Origin of the sequence: Embleya sp. NBC_00888 (assembly GCF_045207655.1) — a bacterium.
Lineage (GTDB): Bacteria > Actinomycetota > Actinomycetes > Streptomycetales > Streptomycetaceae > Embleya.
Genome location: NZ_CP108784.1, coordinates 2,267,414 through 2,284,308, shown reverse-complemented (window position 1 = coordinate 2,284,308; position 16,895 = coordinate 2,267,414). Strand labels below are relative to the sequence as shown.

General features: G+C 72.3%; 17 protein-coding genes and 1 pseudogene. 8 read left to right on the top strand and 10 right to left on the bottom strand.

Going from position 1 to position 16,895, the window contains the following annotated elements:
• Position 1: 1 nt before the first annotated feature.
• Together OG948_RS09005 and OG948_RS09000 are read right to left on the bottom strand one after the other, a co-directional pair.
• Positions 2–1,456, bottom strand: coding sequence for an amino acid permease (locus tag OG948_RS09005; protein WP_406295277.1), 1,455 nt, complete (start codon positions 1,454–1,456; stop codon positions 2–4).
• 214 nt (positions 1,457–1,670) lie between these two features.
• Positions 1,671–2,453 (bottom strand): enoyl-CoA hydratase/isomerase family protein, encoded by a 783-nt coding sequence (locus OG948_RS09000; protein ID WP_395869193.1) that lies wholly within the window; start codon positions 2,451–2,453, stop codon positions 1,671–1,673.
• 246 nt (positions 2,454–2,699) lie between these two features.
• Here OG948_RS09000 and OG948_RS08995 point away from each other — a divergent pair, with 246 nt between their 5' ends.
• Complete coding sequence (locus tag OG948_RS08995; protein ID WP_406295275.1) at positions 2,700–3,209, top strand: inorganic diphosphatase; 510 nt, start codon at positions 2,700–2,702, stop codon at positions 3,207–3,209.
• A gap of 54 nt (positions 3,210–3,263) precedes the next feature.
• Here OG948_RS08995 and OG948_RS08990 read toward each other — a convergent pair whose 3' ends face one another.
• Positions 3,264–4,256: a helix-turn-helix transcriptional regulator gene (locus OG948_RS08990; protein WP_406295273.1), complete on the bottom strand. Its 993-nt coding sequence runs from the start codon at positions 4,254–4,256 to the stop codon at positions 3,264–3,266.
• A 147-nt stretch (positions 4,257–4,403) separates the two neighbouring features.
• Between OG948_RS08990 and OG948_RS08985 the strand changes: the two genes are divergently transcribed.
• Positions 4,404–4,904, top strand: coding sequence for a VOC family protein (locus OG948_RS08985; protein ID WP_406295271.1), 501 nt, complete (start codon positions 4,404–4,406; stop codon positions 4,902–4,904).
• A gap of 78 nt (positions 4,905–4,982) precedes the next feature.
• Positions 4,983–5,642, top strand: a complete 660-nt coding sequence (locus OG948_RS08980; RefSeq protein ID WP_406295269.1) for an HAD family hydrolase — start codon at positions 4,983–4,985, stop codon at positions 5,640–5,642.
• A gap of 87 nt (positions 5,643–5,729) precedes the next feature.
• Here the strand turns inward: OG948_RS08980 and OG948_RS08975 are convergent, their stop codons facing one another.
• Together OG948_RS08975 and OG948_RS08970 are read right to left on the bottom strand one after the other, a co-directional pair.
• Positions 5,730–7,322: an amidohydrolase gene (locus OG948_RS08975; protein WP_406295267.1), complete on the bottom strand. Its 1,593-nt coding sequence runs from the start codon at positions 7,320–7,322 to the stop codon at positions 5,730–5,732.
• Entirely contained in the window at positions 7,319–8,821 is a 1,503-nt protein-coding gene (locus OG948_RS08970; RefSeq protein ID WP_406295265.1) for an APC family permease, read from the bottom strand. The genes OG948_RS08975 and OG948_RS08970 overlap by 4 nt, the downstream gene beginning before the upstream one ends.
• Positions 8,822–9,036: 215 nt before the next feature.
• On the opposite strand from OG948_RS08970, the gene OG948_RS08965 reads away from it, so the two are divergent.
• From OG948_RS08965 to OG948_RS08955, 3 genes and pseudogenes are all read left to right on the top strand, one after another.
• The gene (locus tag OG948_RS08965) at positions 9,037–9,654 is read left to right on the top strand and encodes a TetR/AcrR family transcriptional regulator C-terminal domain-containing protein (protein ID WP_406295263.1); all 618 of its coding nucleotides are present in this window, start codon (positions 9,037–9,039) and stop codon (positions 9,652–9,654) included.
• A gap of 126 nt (positions 9,655–9,780) precedes the next feature.
• Positions 9,781–10,002, top strand: a pseudogene (locus OG948_RS08960) (urease subunit gamma); the annotation flags it as partial.
• A gap of 148 nt (positions 10,003–10,150) precedes the next feature.
• Positions 10,151–11,185, top strand: a complete 1,035-nt coding sequence (locus OG948_RS08955) for an agmatine/peptidylarginine deiminase (protein ID WP_406295261.1) — start codon at positions 10,151–10,153, stop codon at positions 11,183–11,185.
• Between the two features lie 75 nt (positions 11,186–11,260).
• Here the strand turns inward: OG948_RS08955 and OG948_RS08950 are convergent, their stop codons facing one another.
• Entirely contained in the window at positions 11,261–11,803 is a 543-nt protein-coding gene (locus OG948_RS08950) for a hypothetical protein (RefSeq protein WP_406295259.1), read from the bottom strand.
• A 160-nt stretch (positions 11,804–11,963) separates the two neighbouring features.
• Positions 11,964–12,275 carry a 4a-hydroxytetrahydrobiopterin dehydratase gene (locus OG948_RS08945; RefSeq protein WP_395869174.1) on the bottom strand — a complete coding sequence of 104 codons (312 nt, stop codon included), beginning with the start codon at positions 12,273–12,275 and terminating at the stop codon, positions 11,964–11,966.
• 135 nt (positions 12,276–12,410) lie between these two features.
• Here OG948_RS08945 and OG948_RS08940 point away from each other — a divergent pair, with 135 nt between their 5' ends.
• Positions 12,411–13,013 carry a TetR/AcrR family transcriptional regulator gene (locus tag OG948_RS08940; RefSeq protein WP_406295257.1) on the top strand — a complete coding sequence of 201 codons (603 nt, stop codon included), beginning with the start codon at positions 12,411–12,413 and terminating at the stop codon, positions 13,011–13,013.
• 51 nt (positions 13,014–13,064) lie between these two features.
• The gene (locus OG948_RS08935) at positions 13,065–13,754 is read left to right on the top strand and encodes a hypothetical protein (protein ID WP_406295255.1); all 690 of its coding nucleotides are present in this window, start codon (positions 13,065–13,067) and stop codon (positions 13,752–13,754) included.
• 57 nt (positions 13,755–13,811) lie between these two features.
• Here OG948_RS08935 and OG948_RS08930 read toward each other — a convergent pair whose 3' ends face one another.
• The 3 genes from OG948_RS08930 to OG948_RS08920 form a co-directional block, all read right to left on the bottom strand.
• Entirely contained in the window at positions 13,812–15,263 is a 1,452-nt protein-coding gene (locus OG948_RS08930; protein ID WP_406295253.1) for a TerD family protein, read from the bottom strand.
• 118 nt (positions 15,264–15,381) lie between these two features.
• Positions 15,382–16,032, bottom strand: coding sequence for a response regulator (locus tag OG948_RS08925; RefSeq protein WP_406295251.1), 651 nt, complete (start codon positions 16,030–16,032; stop codon positions 15,382–15,384).
• Positions 16,029–16,895: a sensor histidine kinase gene (locus OG948_RS08920; RefSeq protein ID WP_406295249.1), complete on the bottom strand. Its 867-nt coding sequence runs from the start codon at positions 16,893–16,895 to the stop codon at positions 16,029–16,031. The genes OG948_RS08925 and OG948_RS08920 overlap by 4 nt, the downstream gene beginning before the upstream one ends.

Below are 16,895 nucleotides of genomic sequence, written 5' to 3'. Positions count from 1 at the left end.
GTCAGAACCGCGTGTTCGCGCGCCTGCGCAGGTCGCGGCGGCGGGCCTCGCGGACCAGGGCGAAGGCCAGGACGACGGCCACCACGACGACCGAGGAGAGCAACTGCGGGCGGGCGGTGTGGTCGAAGAGCATCAGGATCGACACCGCCGCGAGGGCCAGCATCACGAACCAGGTCAGGTACGGGAAGCCCCACATCCGTACCAGCAGCCGATCCGGGTCCTCGCGCTCGATCCGCCGGCGCAGCACCAGTTGCGACGCGGCGATGGCGAACCAGACGAAGAGCAACATCGCGCCCACCGAGTTCAGCAGGTGCTTGAACACCTGCTCGGGCCACCAGACGTTGAGCAGCGCCGCCACGAACCCGAACGCCGAGGAGGCCAGCACGGCCGTCCTGGGCACCCCGTTGCCCGCCACCCGGGACAACCGCCGGGGCCCCTCGCCGCGCCGGGACAGCGAGAACGCCATCCGGGAGGCGCCGTACAACATCGAGTTGAGCGCGGACAGCAGCGCGGTGAAGACCACCACGTCCATCACATGCGCGGCACCGGGGACACCGATGTCCTCCAGGACGGAGACGTACGGGCTGCCGAGCCGGTCGGAGTCCCACGGCAGCAGCGTCGCGATGATCGCCACCGAGCCGATGTAGAAGAGCAGGATCCGCCACACCGCGGTGCGCACCGCGCGGGCCACGTTGCGTGCCGGGTCGTCCGACTCGGCGGCGGCGATCGTGACGATCTCCAGACCGCCGAACGAGAACGCGACCGCGAGCAGGCCGGTGATCACCCCGTCCCAGCCGTTGGGCAGGAAGCCGCCGTTGCCGGTGAGGTTGGCCAGGCCCGGCGCGTCGGTGTCCGGCAGCCACCCCAGGATCGCCAGCACGCCGAGCACCAGGAAGCCGACGATGGCCAGGATCTTGACCGTCGCGAACCAGAACTCGGACTCGCCGAACGAGCGCACCGTGAGCAGGTTCGCGCCGGTGAACACGAGCATGATCACCAGCGAGAACACCCAGATCGGAACGCTCGGCAGCCAGCCGTGCGCGATGGCGGCGGCGCCGGAGGCCTCGACGGCCAGCACGATGGTGACCATCCACCAGTACAGCCAGCCGACGGTGAAGCCGGCCCACCGCCCGAACGCGGCTCCCGCGTACTCGGAGAACGACCCGCTGCGCGGCACCGCCGCCGCCATCTCGCCGAGCATCCGCATCACCAGCAGCACCAGCACCGAGGCGAGCGCGTAGGAGATCAGGATGCCCGGGCCGGCGGTATGGATGCCCGCCCCGGTGCTGACGAACAGCCCCGCCCCGATCGCGCCGCCGAGCGCGAGCATGGTCATGTGCCGGGGCTTGAGGGTGTGCCCGAGGTGGTGGGTGCCCTCGGTGCCGGGGTCGGTGCCGGTCGCGGACCCGCCGGGGGCGGTGTCGGCGGCGCTGCCTGGGGTGTGTGGGCTGCTCATGGGTGGCGCTGATCCTGGGGACTGGAACGGTCGTGCGGAGCAGACAGTATTCCGCAGTTCCGGAGGCGTCCGGCAAACCGGGACAACCCAGGGATGTTCGACCCGGTGGACGGAGGGCGACCCGGCCTCGACCCGGGCTCGGCCTCGACCCGGGCTCGGCCCCGACCCGGGCTCGGCCCCGACCCGGGCTCGAGCCGGGCACCGGGTCGCGTGCTCAGCCCTCGCGCGCGTCGATCGCCGCGAAGTCGGGTTCGCGCCGCTCGGCGAAGGCGGTCAGCGCCTCGATGTTGGCGGGCTTGCCGAGCAGCCGCCCGAACGCCGCGTCCTCGCGTCGGCGGGCGTCGACGATCCGGTCGCCGAGCCCCGCCAGGACCACCCGCTTGCACTCGATCAACGAGGAAATCGACTTGGCGGCCAGGATCCGCGCGTGCCGCATCGTGACGTCGAGCAGCTCGTCGGCCGGGCAGACCTTGAATACCAGGCCCATCTCCAGACACTCCGCGGCGCTCAGCCACTCGCTGCTCAGCAGCGCCCACATCGCGTTCTGCCGACCGAGCAGCTCCGGGAAGGTCACACTGCTCGCCGCCTCGGGAGCCACCGCGAGCGAGGTGAACGGGCACTTCAGCCGCGCGGTGTCGGCCATGAACGCGAGGTCGGCGAAGCCCAGAACGGTCGCCCCGATGCCCAGCCCGAGGCCGTTGACGGCGATCAGCAACGGCTTGGGGAACGCCTGGAGCCGATCGACCATGCCGCCGAATCCGTGCTTGCCCCTGACCTTGGTCCCGCTGTTGTGCTGCGCCATCTCGATCAGGTCGGTGCCCGCCGAGAAGGCCCGCCCGGCACCGGTCAGCACCACCACGGCGACGGTGGGATCGGCCGCCGCGTCGATCAGCGCCTCGGCGGTCGCGTCGTACAGCGCCTCGTTGAACGCGTTGAGCGCTTCGGGGCGGTCGAGGGTGATGGTCCTGACGCGGTCGGCGTCCTCGATCCGGATCACGGCTGCTCCTGATGGGGTGTGCGGAGGCGGGGCGGGAATGCGGTGGGTCGATGGACAGGAAACCTTACTTAGTTGACCGAGTCAAGGGTCGACGCGATCGGGTGGTCGAGGGGTGCCGATGGCCCGGTTGTCCCGTGCTTCACGTGCGTAACGGCCCGGTGACGTGGGAAAGTCCTCGACGGTACGTCAGGAATACGGAATGCCGCGCATATCGGGTCTTGATCCATAGGCCGTTAAGGAGCCGTCGTGGAGTTCGACGTCGTCGTGGAGATTCCCGCGGGCAGTCGGAACAAGTACGAGATGGACCGCCGCACGGGACGCATCAGGCTCGACCGCATGTTGTTCACGTCCACCGCCTATCCCGCCGACTACGGATTCGTGCATCGCACGCTGGGCGGCGACGGCGGCCCGCTCGATGTGCTCGTGTTGCTGGACGAGCCGACCTTTCCCGGTTGCCTGATCCGCTGTCGCGCGATCGGCATGTTCGTGATGAGCGACGAGAAGGGCCCGGACGAGAAGGTCCTGTGCGTGCCCGCTCGGGACCCGCGCAGACACCCGATACAGGACATCGGCGATGTCCCACCGTTCCAGCTCAACGAGATCGCCCACTTCTTCGAGGTCTACAAGGACCTGGAACGCGGCAAATCGGTGGAGGGCTCGCACTGGGAAGGGCGGGACGCGGCCGAGAAGGAGATCGTGGCGGCCTACCAGCGCCGCGAACTGGACAGCGGGGATTGGCCGTTCGAGGGTCGGTGAGCATTCGGGCGGATGGTTTCGGGTGGGTTCACCCGGGAGGGCCGTCGGGTGGGTTCACCCGGGAGGGTCGCCCGCCGCGCGGGTGACCCTCCCGCCCAACGCGCGCAGATGTTCGCGCAACTCGGGCGGGTCGTGTACCTCGAACTCACAGCCGAGCATGGACAGTCGGAACGCGAGCCAGTCGAGCGTGTCGACGTAGCCGGTCAATCGGCAACTGTCGGCGTCGAGCGGACGCAGGCGTGGGGTGCCGTCCTCGGCGGTGCCGGTCAGGGTGTCGCCGAGCCGCACGGTGACCTGATCGGCCGGCGCGTACAGCGTGACGTCGGCCCGGTGGACCGGCTCCGAGGTGTGCAGGGTGCGTGCCACGTAGGCGGCGGCGTCCGGATCGGGCAGGGCGCGCTCCGGACACCGGGTGCCGGTGGGACGCGGCTCGCGCACCCGGTCCACCCGGAACGTGCGCCAGTCGGCGCGGTCGGCGTCGTAACCGACGAGGTACCAGCGGCGCCCGGCGGGCACCAGTGCGTTCGGCTCGATCAGCCGCGCGCTTTCTTGGCCGTCGGCCGCGCGGTAGCGAAAGCGCACCTTCTCGTGCCGCGCGATGGTGCCCGCGAGCACGGCGAGCGTCTCGGGGTCCACCGTCGGGCCCGGCATCGCCAGCGGCACGGTGGCGCCGGACACCGCCCGCACCCGCCCGCGCAGCCGGGACGGCAACACCTGTTCGAGCTTGGCCAGCGCCCGCACGCACGCCTCCTCGATCCCGGCCACCGCACCCCCGGCCGCCGCGCGCAGGCCGACCGCGATCGCCACCGCCTCCTCGTCGTCGAGCAGCAGCGGCGGCATCGCGGTGCCCGCGACCAGCCGATAGCCGCCGTCCGTGCCCCGGGTGGCCTCGACCGGATAGCCCAGCTCGCGCAGGCGCTCGATATCGCGCCGGATGGTGCGCGGACTCACCCCGAAGCGGGTGGACAGCTCGCTCCCGGGCCACTCGCGCGGCGTCTGGAGCAGGGACAGCAGCCCGAGCAGGCGGGCGGGGGTGGCAGCGGTCATGGTTCGAGAATGCCGGCCGTTCAGGACAGGATCCGACCTATATGGCGAATAACGTCGAAGACACGAGGACGGCGCGCACCGCGCCGCCCGACTCCCCGCCCCGGTGGGGTCCCCCCGCGCACCCGCTCGTCTTTCGGAGGCATCGCGATGACCGTCAAGACCGTTCCCGACGGCTACACCACCGTCACCCCGTGGATCCTGTCGCACGACACGGCGGCGCTGATCGACTACCTGAGCGTCGCGTTCGGCGCCGAGGAGGTGCCGGGTTCCCGGTTCGTCGGCGCGGACGGCCGGATCGGCCACGCCGAGATCCGGATCGGCGACGCGATCGTGATGATGTTCGACATCGATCCCGCGACTCCCGCGCCGCCGTCGTTCCTGCGGCTGTACGTCGAGGACGCCGACGAGGTGCACCGCCGCGCGGTGGCGGCCGGCGGCACGTCGGTCACGGATGTGACGCACCTGTTCTTCGGCGACCGGGTCGGGCGGGTCCGCGACCCGTTCGGCAACCTGTGGTGGATCCAGGCCCGGGTCGAGGACGTCACCCCCGAGGAGATCGAACGGCGGCTGGTGGAACCGGAGTTCGTCGCCGCGATGGCCTACGTCCAGGGCGCGGAATTCTTCCCCGAGGCGAAGCCGACCGCATAGTCACCGCGTGGTCGCCGAGTGGTCCCGTCCCCTCCCGTCGGCCGCCCGCCCGCATCCGTCTTTCGTAGGCTGCCCGGTATGACACAGACCGGGTTCGATCTGGTGATCTTCGATTGTGACGGCGTGCTCGTGGACAGCGAACGCATCGCGGTTCGGGTGGACGCCCGGGTGTTGGGCGCGCTGGGCTGCGCGTTCACCGAGGAGGAGATCGTCGAGCACTTCGTGGGGTGCTCGCGCGAGCAGCACACGGCGCTGGTCGAGGAGCGCCTCGGCCGGCGCCTCGACCCGAACTGGCACCGGGAGTTCCGGCACCTGTACCGGGCCGCCTTCGACGCCGAACTGACCGCCGTGGACGGCATCTTCACGGCTCTGGAGCAGATACCGGGACCACGTTGCGTGGCCTCGAACGGCCCGCGCGGCGGCGTCGAGCGCAACCTGAAGCTGGTCGGGCTGCACGGCCACTTCGAGGGGCGGGTGTTCAGCGCGGACGACGTCGCCGAGGGCAAGCCCGCACCCGACCTGTTCCTGCACGCGGCCCGGGAGATGGGCGCGGATCCGGCCCGGTGCGTGGTGATCGAGGACAGCGCCTACGGCGTACGGGCGGCCCGCGCGGCCGGGATGCGGGCGTTCGGCTATATCGGCGGGTTGACCCGGGCGGAGCGACTGGCGGACTCGGGCGCGGTGCTCTTCGACGACATGCGCGCGCTGCCGGACATGTTGCGCGCGGTCGGGGGCTGAGCGCGGGCGCACGCGGCGCCGAGCCGCCGCGACCCGGCCCGATGTCGGGCAGCCGGGTCGCGGCGGCGATCGCCGTGGGCAATACGGCTAGAGCCGATGCACGACCCGGCCCGCGACCACCGTCGCGGTCACCGGCAGTTCCGGCAGATCGTCCGGGGCACAGGTGAGCGGGTCGCCGCCGAACATGGTCAGCTCGGCGTGGCAGCCCACCGCGATCCGACCGGCCACCGCTTCCTCGCCCGCCGCGTAGGCCGCCTCGGTCGTGTAGCCGGCCAGGGCCTGCCAAGCCGAGATGCCGACCGAGGCCCCGTATGCCGCGCGGTCGGGCTCGCCCGCCGGACGGCGCAGTTGCGCGCCGCCCAGCGTGCGCCTGGGGTCGAACGCGGCAACCGGCCAGTCCGAGCCGAGCGCGACATGGCCACCGGCGGCCAGGATGTCGGCGTAGCGCCAGGCCTGTTCGGCCCGTTCCGGGCCCACCCGGCGCGACCAGTTGTCCGATCCGTCCGGCAGCGACCAGTCCATGTGCGTCGGCTGCATCGAGGCGACCACGTCGAGCGCGGCGAAGCGCGGTACGTCGGCGTCGCTCAGCACCTCGGCGTGCTCGATCCGGTGTCGGGTGCCGAACGGCGCGCCGTGCTCGGCGTACACGTCCAGCGCCCGGGACACCGCGCGGTCGCCGATCGCGTGCGTCCAGGCGGGCAGCCCGGCGCGGCCGGCGATCGCGACCGCCTCGGCGTACCGGTCGAAGTCCTTCCACTGCGATCTGTGCGACTGGCCGCAGCAGTCCGGCTCGTGCAGCCACGCGCCGCCGCCGTCGATCGCGCCGTCGGCGAAGAACTTCACCGCGGCGAGTCGCACCAGGCCGTCCAGGGAGCGCAGTTCGCCGATCCGGTCGCTGAGGTTGTGCACGTCGCCGGGTGGGCACCACGGCGCCAATCGCACGCGCATGGTCAGCCGTTGTTCGTCGTTCAGCCCGGCCAGGGTGTCGGCGGTGCGCGGCCCGTCGTCCAGGACGTGCACGCCGGTGACCCCGAGTCGGTTCTGCTCGGCGAACAACTCCTGCACCCGCGCCAGGAGTTCGGTGTGCGGCATGGGTGGGACCGCCTGGTAGCCCAGGAAGCACGCGGTCATCTCGTGCAACTCGCCGGTGGGGCCGCGCTCGTCGCAGACGATCTCGCTGCGGTCGGCGAACTCGCGGGGACCGGTCAGCCCGGCGATCCGCAGCGCGGCCGTGCTCAGCAGCGCGGTGTGGCTGTCCGACATCCATACGAACGCCGGTCGACCGCCCACGGCGTCGTCGATCAGGTCGCGGTGGATGGCGCGGCCGGCGAACGCCGCGTACTCGCCGCCGAACCCGATCACCCAGTCGTCCGGTCCGCACGGCGCGGCCTGTTCGGCGAGTCGGCGCCGGGTCTCCTCCAGGGTGATGGCGCCGACCAGGTTCGCGCCGCGGGTGGTGTCCGCACCCAGCACCGGGTGTTGATGACAGTCCGTCAGTCCGGGGGTGACGGTGTTCCCGGGCGCGCGGATCACGTCGGTGCGCGGTCCGATCAGCGCCCGCGCGTCGGCGCCCAGGGCGACGATCCTCCCGTCCCGCGCGGCGAGCGCGTCGGTGGTGGGTGCGGCGGGATCCATGGTCAGCACGTGTGCGTCCAGGATCACCAGGTCCGCGGCGGTCATACGGTGCTCCTCTGCGGAATCGGGGTCGGTTCTTCGGCGCCGCGGTCGGCGAAGCTCTCGCTCACCCGCACCTTGTCCTGCGGGCGGGCGACCAGCAGGTACACCACGCCGGTGCCGACCACGACGACGATGCCGAGCACGGCGGCCCAGACCTGGTAGGCCGGTGCGCCGGGCGGGGCGAGGATCTCGCGCGGCCACGCGATGTTGACGAACTCGAAGGCCAGCCAGGCGACCGCGAGCACGTTCAACGGGGTGCCCCAGCGGCCGAACCGGACCAGGCCACCGGGGGTCCATGACCCGCGCAGCCGGGCGATCAGCGCGGCCAGCGCGATCAGCAGGAACTGGAGGTACATGGCGGCGCTGCCGAAGGTGATCAGGCTGCCGATCGCGGCGCTGTTCAGCGCGAGCAGCAGGGCCAGGCAACTGATCGCGGCGGTGATCACGAGCGCGCCGATGGGCGCCTGCCGCTTGCTCACCACGCGCAGCGCCCGGGATCCGGGCAACACGCCGTCCCGGGAGACCGAGTAGACCGAGCGTGCGGCGGCGGCCTGGGAGGCGAGCGCGCACGCGATGAACGCGATGATCACCACGACCACGAACGGCTTGGCCGACCACGAGCCGAACGAGTTCACCACGGCGGTGGTGACCGGGTCCAGGTCCTCGCCCGCGACCACCTTGGCGGGGTCGGGGTGGGCCAGTTCGGCGGCGACGGCGTTCAGCACGACCAGGCCGCCGACGCTGATCAGGGTCCACCAGATCGCCTTCGGCACGTGCCGGGCGGCGTCCTTGGTCTCCTCGGAGGAGGACACGCACGCGTCGAAGCCGAAGAACGCCCAGCCGCCGACCGCGAGCGCGGCCAACATCGCGGAGAAGGTCGAGCCGCCCGAGAGCGCCTCGGCGCCCATCGTGTCGGTGAGGACGCCGAAGCCGTTCTCCCGGAAGAGCAGCAGCAGGGCCAGACCCACCCCGAGCGAGGCGAGCGCCTCGGCCGCGATGCCGGCCGCGAGCACCCAGCGCAGCACGTCGATGCCGAACGCGTTGATCGCGGTACAACACAGCAGGAAGATCGCGGCCACCACGACGATCCGGCCCGGTGTGGGATGGGTGTCGAAGAGCGCGAAGAACCACGGCGCGCCCAGATAGACGATCGTGGTGTTGGCGAACACGACCGCGCACATGCCCACCCAGCCCGCGAGCCACGCGTACGTGGGACCGACCAGGCGACGGGCCCACTGGTAGGCGCCGCCCGCGATCGGATACTGCGAGGCCAGCTCGGAGTACACGCACATCAGCAGCGCCTGGCCGAGCAGGCAGATCGGCAGCACCCACACCCACGCGGGGCCCGCGATGGTGGTGCCCACCTGCGCGACGGCGTACAGACCCACGACGGGGGAGACGGTCGCGAAGCCGATGGCGAGGTTGCCCAGCACACCGAGACTGCGCTTGAGCTCCTGTTCGTAGCCCAGTGCGCCGAGTTGTTCGGCGTCGTGATCGACCACCGGGGTCGATGGGGGCGACACCGACGCGGCGGGCGTCGGTGGGCGAGAAGTGCCGTGGTTCATCGGGACCTCGCAACGGGGACGTTAAAACTTACTTAGTTAGTTTGAGGACCTTAACCTTCGACCGGGTGTGGGGGAAGAGGTGACTTCGAGCTAGGTTGGCAACGCAGAGTGACCGACGGCGGTGCTCGCGAACGGCACGAGGTGAACGCACGATGGGTCGACCCAGCCGCCCCAAACTCGATCGCGAACTGATCGCCAGGGCCGCGGTCGAGTTGGTGGACGAGAAGGGCATGGGTGCGTTGACCATGCGGGCCCTGGCCACCCGGCTGGACGTCCAGGGGCCCTCGCTGTACAACCACGTGGCGTCCAAGGAGGAGCTGCTGGACGCGATCACCGTGGTGATAACCCGGGAGATCGACCGCGCGCCGCTGGAGGATCCCGATTGGAGGGTCGGCATCACCGCGTTCGCCCGAGGCTACCGGGCGGCCTACCTGCGCCACCCCGAGGCGCTGCCGGTGATCGCCCGCCGGCCGGTGTCCACCGAGCAGGCGCTGGCCGCGTACGACGCCACCGCCCGCACCCTGGTCCGGATCGGTCTGGGTCCGGCCGAGGCGGCCGAGTTCTCCGCGGCGCTGGACTACCTCGTGGTCGGGTCGGTGATCGAGACCTACGTCGAGGGCTTCGTCCGGCCGGTCGAGGACTACCGGGCGGAGTATCCCTCGCTCGCCGATTCGCTGGCCGCGAGCGATCCGAAGACGCTCGACGAGCGCGGTTTCGAGACCGGGCTGCGGCTGCTCCTGGACGGTCTGGCGGCGCGCCTGGCCCGCTGAGCGAGCCGCGCCGAGGGCTGCGGGCCCGGTGCGGGAACGGGCCGGCGGACACCCGCCGAGGGCGTTGACAGTCGGTATTGAATGGCGTTCAATGCGGTTTGAACGCCATTCAATACGGAGGCACGCATGCGGCCCACGCCCACCGAGCGGGACCGGTTGCCGATCTTCACGGCCGCCGAGTCGGCCCGCGCTCGGCGGCCCCGGGGGCTGCCGCGGAACGTGCCCGAGGCCGCCGCGCCGCTCGCGGACACCGTGTGCGAGGCGGCCCGGAACGGTGCCCGGCCGGCCGCCGCGATCGAGGCCGGGCGCTCGGTGCTCGGCGTGACCGACGTGCTGCCGGGCCGGGCGGCGACCCGATGCCGACCCGGCGCCGCCGGGCGGCCGTGCGCGGCACGCGCGGGGTCGGTCCGGCGACGATGATCCGTTGTTCCCGCGGCCCCGCCGCGGATCCGCTCGTGGATCCATGGTGGGACCCGATTTCCCGAAGGATTTCCCGATGACCAACACCCCGGCCGCAGACGGCTTCTCGATGCCCGCCGAATGGGTGCCGCACGAGCGCACCTGGATGGCCTGGCCCAGCCGTAACGAGACCTTCGGCGAGGAGGACCTGCACACGGCGCGGACCGCGTGGGGCCGGGTGGCCGAGACGATCTCCCGCTACGAGCCGGTGACGCTGATCACCGATCTGGGCGAGTCGGACACCGTCGCGCGGTACGTGCATCGGCCGTTGACCGTGCTGGAGCAGCCGCTGGACGACGCTTGGATGCGCGACATCGGCCCCACCTTCCTGACCGGCCCGCAGGGCGAACTTGCCGCCGCCGACTGGGTGTTCAACGGCTGGGGGGCCCAGGAGTGGGCCTCGTGGGAGCACGACCGGGACATCGCCGAGCACGTGATCGAGGCGGCCGGCGCCCGGCGCTACGCGTCGCGGATGGTCAACGAGGGTGGCGGCATCCATGTCGACGGCGAGGGCACGGTGTTGATCACCGAGACCGTGCAACTCGACGAGGGCCGCAACCCCGGGTGGACCAAGGAGCAGGTCGAGGACGAACTGAAGGCGTTCCTCGGCGTGCGCAAGGTGATCTGGCTGCCGCGCGGTCTGACCCGCGACTACGGGCTGTACGGCACCCGGGGGCACATCGACATCGTCGCGTCGTTCGCCCGCCCGGGCCTGGTCCTCGCGCACGTGCAGCCCGACCCGGCGCACCCGGACCACGAGGTCGGCAAGGAGAACGTGGCGCTGCTGCGTGCCTCCACCGACGCGCACGGCCGTCCGCTCGAAGTGGTCGAGATCCCGGCGCCGACCGTGCTCGAAGCGCACGACGACTGGGTCGACTTCAGCTACATCAACCACTACGTCGCCAACGGCGCGGTGGTCCTGTGCGCCTTCGACGACCCGCGCGACGAGGAGAACGCCGCGACCTTCGGCAAGCTCTTCCCCGGCCGCACGATCGAACTGGTCGACGCCCGCGACATCTTCGCCAACGGCGGTGGCATCCACTGCATCACGCAGCAGCAGCCGAAGGTGTGAGCGAAGGCGGCGGGGCGATGACGTCGCCCCGCCGCCTTCACCGCCGGGTGGTGGCGTCGTACGGCCTGTGCGTGGTCAGCGGTACTCGGTCGACGCGGTGCCGTGGGGCCCGGGGCCGGGCGGCTCGGCGCCGGTGAGCGGCTCGGCCGACCCCACCGGCCCGGCGGCGCTCGACGCGGGGGCCGGCGCCGTGCCCCGCTCGCCCGCGCCGAACGCGGCGAGGGCGAGCAGCAGGACGGCGAGGGCGACGGCGGTCGCGGTCGGCACGTACCAACCGGCGTCGGACGTGGGTTCGACGAGCGCGGCCAGTACCGCGATCGTGCCCGCGAACAGCAGGGAACCGGCGAACGCGGGTATCCCGCGGCGTCCGGCCGTGGCCGCGACCGCGCCGGCTATCAGGACGAGCAGCAGCACCAGACCGGCCAGGCCGATCAGCGACGGGCCGAAGTCGTCGCCCGTGCAGCCGCGTCGCCCGAAGTCGTCGCACGAACCCTGCGCGGCGGCGCGGATCGCGTACGTCCCGATCAGCCATCCGGCCGAGCCGGCGCCGGCGAACGGGAGGAGCCAACCGCGAACGGTGGTCGAGACGGGATGGGACGCCGATGCGTCGGTGCTCATGCACGGAGGCTAGGCGCCGCTCCGGTCGTCTTGATGAACGGCCGGAAAGCGCCGCGTGAAGCCTGCGTGGCCCACCGCCCGGTCGCGACACCGGTCGCGACCCTCGGCCCGCCGGCCCGCCCGCCTTCCGCGGCCCCGCTGCGCGGCGCCCGCGCCCCGCTCAGTCCTTGAGGGCGGCCCCGTGGGCGGCGGCGAAGGACGCCACGCGGGTGGCGAACTCGACGTCGAGGGCGGTGATCCGGTCACCCGCGTCGTGGGTGGTCAACGCGAAGGACAGGGTGCCGTACAGAATGGTGATCCGGGCGTGGTGGTTCGCCTGGTCCTCGGAGGCGGCGACGGTCGCGTAGAACGCGGGCACGTCCGCGCGGGCGCACGTGTAGGTCGCGGTCAACTCGCCGTCCACGACCCGCCAGCCCGGGAGGTCGGCGAGGGCCTTGGTCAGTTCGGCGTCGGTGAGCGGCTGGGGTGCCACGGTCGGGTCCTCTCGTCGGGGTGGGCGCTGCCTTCCGCCAGTATGGCGGCGACGGTTCGCCGGGCGCGGTATTGAACGACGTTCTAACATTGCGGCAGGCGAGGTCCGCCGTCGAACGAACCAGGAGTGCTGAGCATGGCGGGGACACGGCGCAAGCGGCTGGAACAGCCCAGGGAGGTGGTGCTCCAGGCCGCGATGGACGCGATCGCCGAGCACGGCCTGGCCCCACTGACCATGGCGGGCCTGGGCAAGCGGATCGGGATCAGCGGCGGCCACGTCGCGTACTACTTCGGGTCCAAGGAACAACTGCTCGTGGAGACGCTGCGCTGGAGCGAGCTGGGGTTCGCGGAGCGCCGTCGGGCGCTGCTGACCGCGCCCGACAACTCCGCCGCCGAACGGCTCGCCGGCTACGTCGACCTCTACCTGCCCGACGAGCGCGCCGACCCGCGCTGGACGTTGTGGCTGGAGGTGTGGACGCGCTCGCTCGGCGACCCGGAGGTGCTGGCCGCGAGCACGGAGATCGAGGGGCCGTGGATGGCGGACCTGCGCGCGATGATCGGACCGCACCCGGACCCGGACGGGTACGTGCTGCGCCTGCACGCGCTGCTGGACGGGCTGGCCACCCGGATCGTGATCGGCGCGCCCGGCCCCTCGCGGGCCGAGATAGTGCGCCAGGCGACCGAGTTCGCGGTCCGCGAGGCGTTTCCCGAATCGGGTGTAGACCACACGAACAGGTGATCGGCGGGCGAATCGCTCCCGTTTCGCCGCGTTCGGCCGCATCGTGGGGGGATGACGTGGTGGCGCAACCCGAGGCAGCGGCTCGGGGTGATCTGTGCGGTCGTCGCGGTGCTGGTGATCGTCGCGTTGGTCCATCGGGACCGTGCGGAGCGCACCGGTTCGACGCCGGTCCAGGGCGCGCGTGTCGCGGCCACGGCGGCGGCACCCGCCGAGTCGGTGCCGCCCCGGTCGCCGGCTCCGCCGGCGAAGCCGTCGTCGGTGCCCAAGCACGTGCTGCCCGACCTGGTCGGCGCCGACTTCCAACAGGCGTGGGACGGCGCCCGGCGGGCCGGCTACCGGTTCGTCACCTCGCACGACGCGGGCGGGCGCGGGCGCCGGCAGTTCGTCTTCAGCAACTGGAAGGTGTGCGACCAAAGTCCCGGGCCGGGGCCGCTGGCCACCGAACTCCGGGTCGACCTGGGCGTGGTCCGGCACGACGAGAAGTGCCCGGCCGGTAGCGCGCCGACCGCCGAGCCCAAGGTGGCCGACGGCCGGATGCCCGCCCTGAACGGCCGCGGCCTCACCGTCGTGCGCCGGGCCCTGCGCGGTGACACGCACGTCAAGGCGCGAGACCTGGGCGGGAGTCGACTGGTGCTGATCGAGACGCACTGGCTGGTGTGCACCCAGCGGCCGGCCGAGGGAGCCCCTGTGTCGGACACGGTGGAAGTGGGCGTGGTCAAGTACGGCGAGCACTGCCCGTGATCCCGCGCGGGCGGGCGGCGGCCGGTCCGTCGGGGTTCGCGGACCACCGAGCCTCGATCAGTGCCCGAGCGCCTCGCGCGCCGGGTTCACCAGTTTGTTCACCGTACGGCCGTCGGCGAAGCGCCCGAGCGCCGTCATCGACCACGCCGGGCCCTCACGAACCAGCTTGCACATCAACACGGCCGTGCGCGGCTCGGTGGCGGACAGGTCGAAGCGCACCAACTCGGCGTCGGTGGTGTCGTCGACCAGGCGACAGAAGGCGTGCGAGACCTCGGTGAACTTCTGCCCCAGGAACGAGTTCACGGTGAACACGAGCCCGGTGACCCGGGCCGGGAGCGCGTCGAGCCGGACCACGATCGACTCGTCGTCGCCCTCGCCCTCGCCGGTCAGGTTGTCGCCGGAGTGCGCGATCGCGCCGTCGAGGCCGGACAACTTCATGAACCACACGGTCACGACCTTCTTGCCCTGCGCGTCGAACGCGATACAGGACGCGTCGAGGTCGATGCTGCTCCCGGCCTTGGCCGGGTCCCAGCCCAAGCCCATCCGGATCCGGGTCAACGGCGGCGCATCGGTCTTGACCAGCGAGACCGTCTGATCCTTGCGCAGGCTGACCCGGCCCTTGTCGAGATTGATCGGGCCGCCGGTTCGGGTTCCGCCGACCGGGAGCGGGGCGGTGCTCGCCGCGGTCGGAGCGGGCGTCGGGGCCGGGGGCGGAGGAGGAGGCGGGGCGGGTGCCGGAGCCGGGGTGGGCTGCACGGTCGCCGGGCGGCGGGGGATCGGCGGCGGGATCGGGGCGGGCCGGGGCGGCTCGTGCGGCAACAGCGGGGCCGTCGGCGTCGCCGGAGGGGCCTCGGACGTCGGGGTCGGCGGGCGCGTCGTGGCCTGGGTCGCAGGCGGCGTCGCGGCCGGCGTCGGCGACGGGGCCTGTGGTTGGGGCCGCGGTTGCGGTTGCGGCCGGGTCGGTGCGCCGGCCGGTCCGGGCGCCGGGGTCGGCTCGTCGTCGACGGCGACGCCGAAGTCGGTGGCGATGCCCGCGAGTCCGTTGGCGTAGCCCTGGCCGACCGCGCGCACCTTCCACGCGCCGCCGCGCCGGTACAACTCCAGCAGCACCAGCGCGGTCTCCCGGCCCAACCCGTTCGGCGTGAAGGTGACCAGTGCCTCGCCTGAGGTGTCGCGCACGGTCACGGTGGGCGGCACCGTCCCGCCGAAGGTGGCCGGGGCGCCGGGACCGCCGTCCAGGCTCAGCGCCACCACGATGGTCTGCACGTCCGCGGGCACCGCCGCGGTGTCCACCTGCACCGCCGCCGGTCGCCCCGGCTCACCCGACCGGAGTCGGACGCCGGGCCCGGTCGGCTGGTTGTAGAAGACGAAGTCGGCGTCCGAGCGCACCTTTCCGGACCCGGCGAGCAGCAGTGCCGAGACGTCCACGGACGCCTGGGAGGAGACCTCCACCAGCACGGCGGCCACCGCCAACGGGCAGTTGCCACCCTTCGCGAGGGTCACCGACATGCGCACTCCTCCGGTTCGCGGATCCGACCCGGGCCGGACGCCTCCGAGGTTACCGAGCGGGCCGGCCCACCGCAGCGAGCCCGCGCGACTCGTCGACCCGCGCGCCCGATCGGCCCGGTCAGCGGCGGATCAGGCCCGCGTCGTAGGCCAGCAGGCCGGCCTGGGTGCGGTTCGCGCAGCCCAACTTGGTGAGCATCCGCGACACGTAGCTCTTGACGGTGGTCTCGCTCAGGAACAGCCGCTCGGCGGTCTGCGCGTTGGACAGCCCCTCGCCGACGCAGGTGAGCACCTCGATCTCGCGCTCGGTCAACGACGCCACGGCCGTCACCGCCCGCTCGCGCGCCGCGTTGCGCCCCGAGGAGGCGGTGACCAGGTCGCGCGTCACCGCCGGGGACAGCACGGTGTGCCCGTCCATCGCGACCCGGACCAGGCCGATCAGGTCCTCCGGCGGGGTGTCCTTGAGCAGGAACCCGGCCGCGCCCGCGTGCAACACGCGCAGGATGTACTGCTCCAGTCCGAACGTGGTCAACACGATCACCCGCGGCGCGCTCGGCAGGTCGACGATCTCCTCGATCGCGGTCAACCCGTCCACCCCGGGCATGTGCAGGTCCATCAGCACCAGATCGGGCCGATGGCGCAGGACCGACTCGACCGCCTCCGCGCCGTCGTACGCCTCGCCGATCACCTCGATGTCGTCGGCGACACCGAGAATCGTGCGCAGGTGGGCACACACCATACGTTCGTCGTCGACGAGCAGGACGCGGATCATGCGGGTTCTCCGGTGGTGGTCGAGGTGGGTGCGCCGGCCGGCAGTACGGCGAGCAACTCGTAGCCGCCGTCCGGCAACGGTCCCGTACGCAGCGTGCCGGCCATCAGTTCGACCCGCTTGCGCAGGCCGAGCAGGCCGCTGCCGCCCGGGCCCGGGGCGACCTCGGCGGCCCGGGTGGCAGCCGAGTTTCGCACGGTGATCCGCACCTCGTCGCCCATGTGCTGTAGTCGGACGCCCACCACCGCGCCCGGCGCGTGCCTGCGCACGTTGGTCAGCGCCTCCTGGACGACCCGACGGGCGGCCCGGCCGACCACCGGCGAGGTCGCACGCGGCGCGCCGAGGGTGATCAGATCGATCGAGACGCCCGCCGAGCGCGCGTCGGCCACCAGGTCCGACACGTCCAGCATCTCCTGCGGCGCGTCCGGCACCGAACCCGCCTGCCGCTCCGATCGGGTCACCGCGACCAGGCCGCGCAATTCCTCCAGCGCCCGGCAGCCGGCCAGGCGCAGTTCCTCCGCGCTCGCGCGTACGTCCCGGTCCCGGGCCCGGGTGCGCAGGGCGCCCGCCTGGAGCACCATCAGGCCGATCCGGTGGGCGAGCACGTCGTGCGCCTCGTCCGCGACGTGGGCGCGCTCCCGCATCTGTGCCCGCTCGATGAGCAACGCGCGTTCGCGCTCGACCCGTTCGGCCCGGTCCAGGCGCATCCGGCGGCGACCGGCGAGGTAGAGGCCGATCAGCGCCGGCACCAGGACGGCGGTCAGCGCCGGCACGATGGCGGCGGACCCCGGTCGCGGGATCACCGCCGACGGTGCGCCGGCGAGGGACGCCGGCGCACCGTCGAAGGTCGCGGTGGTGTCGATCAT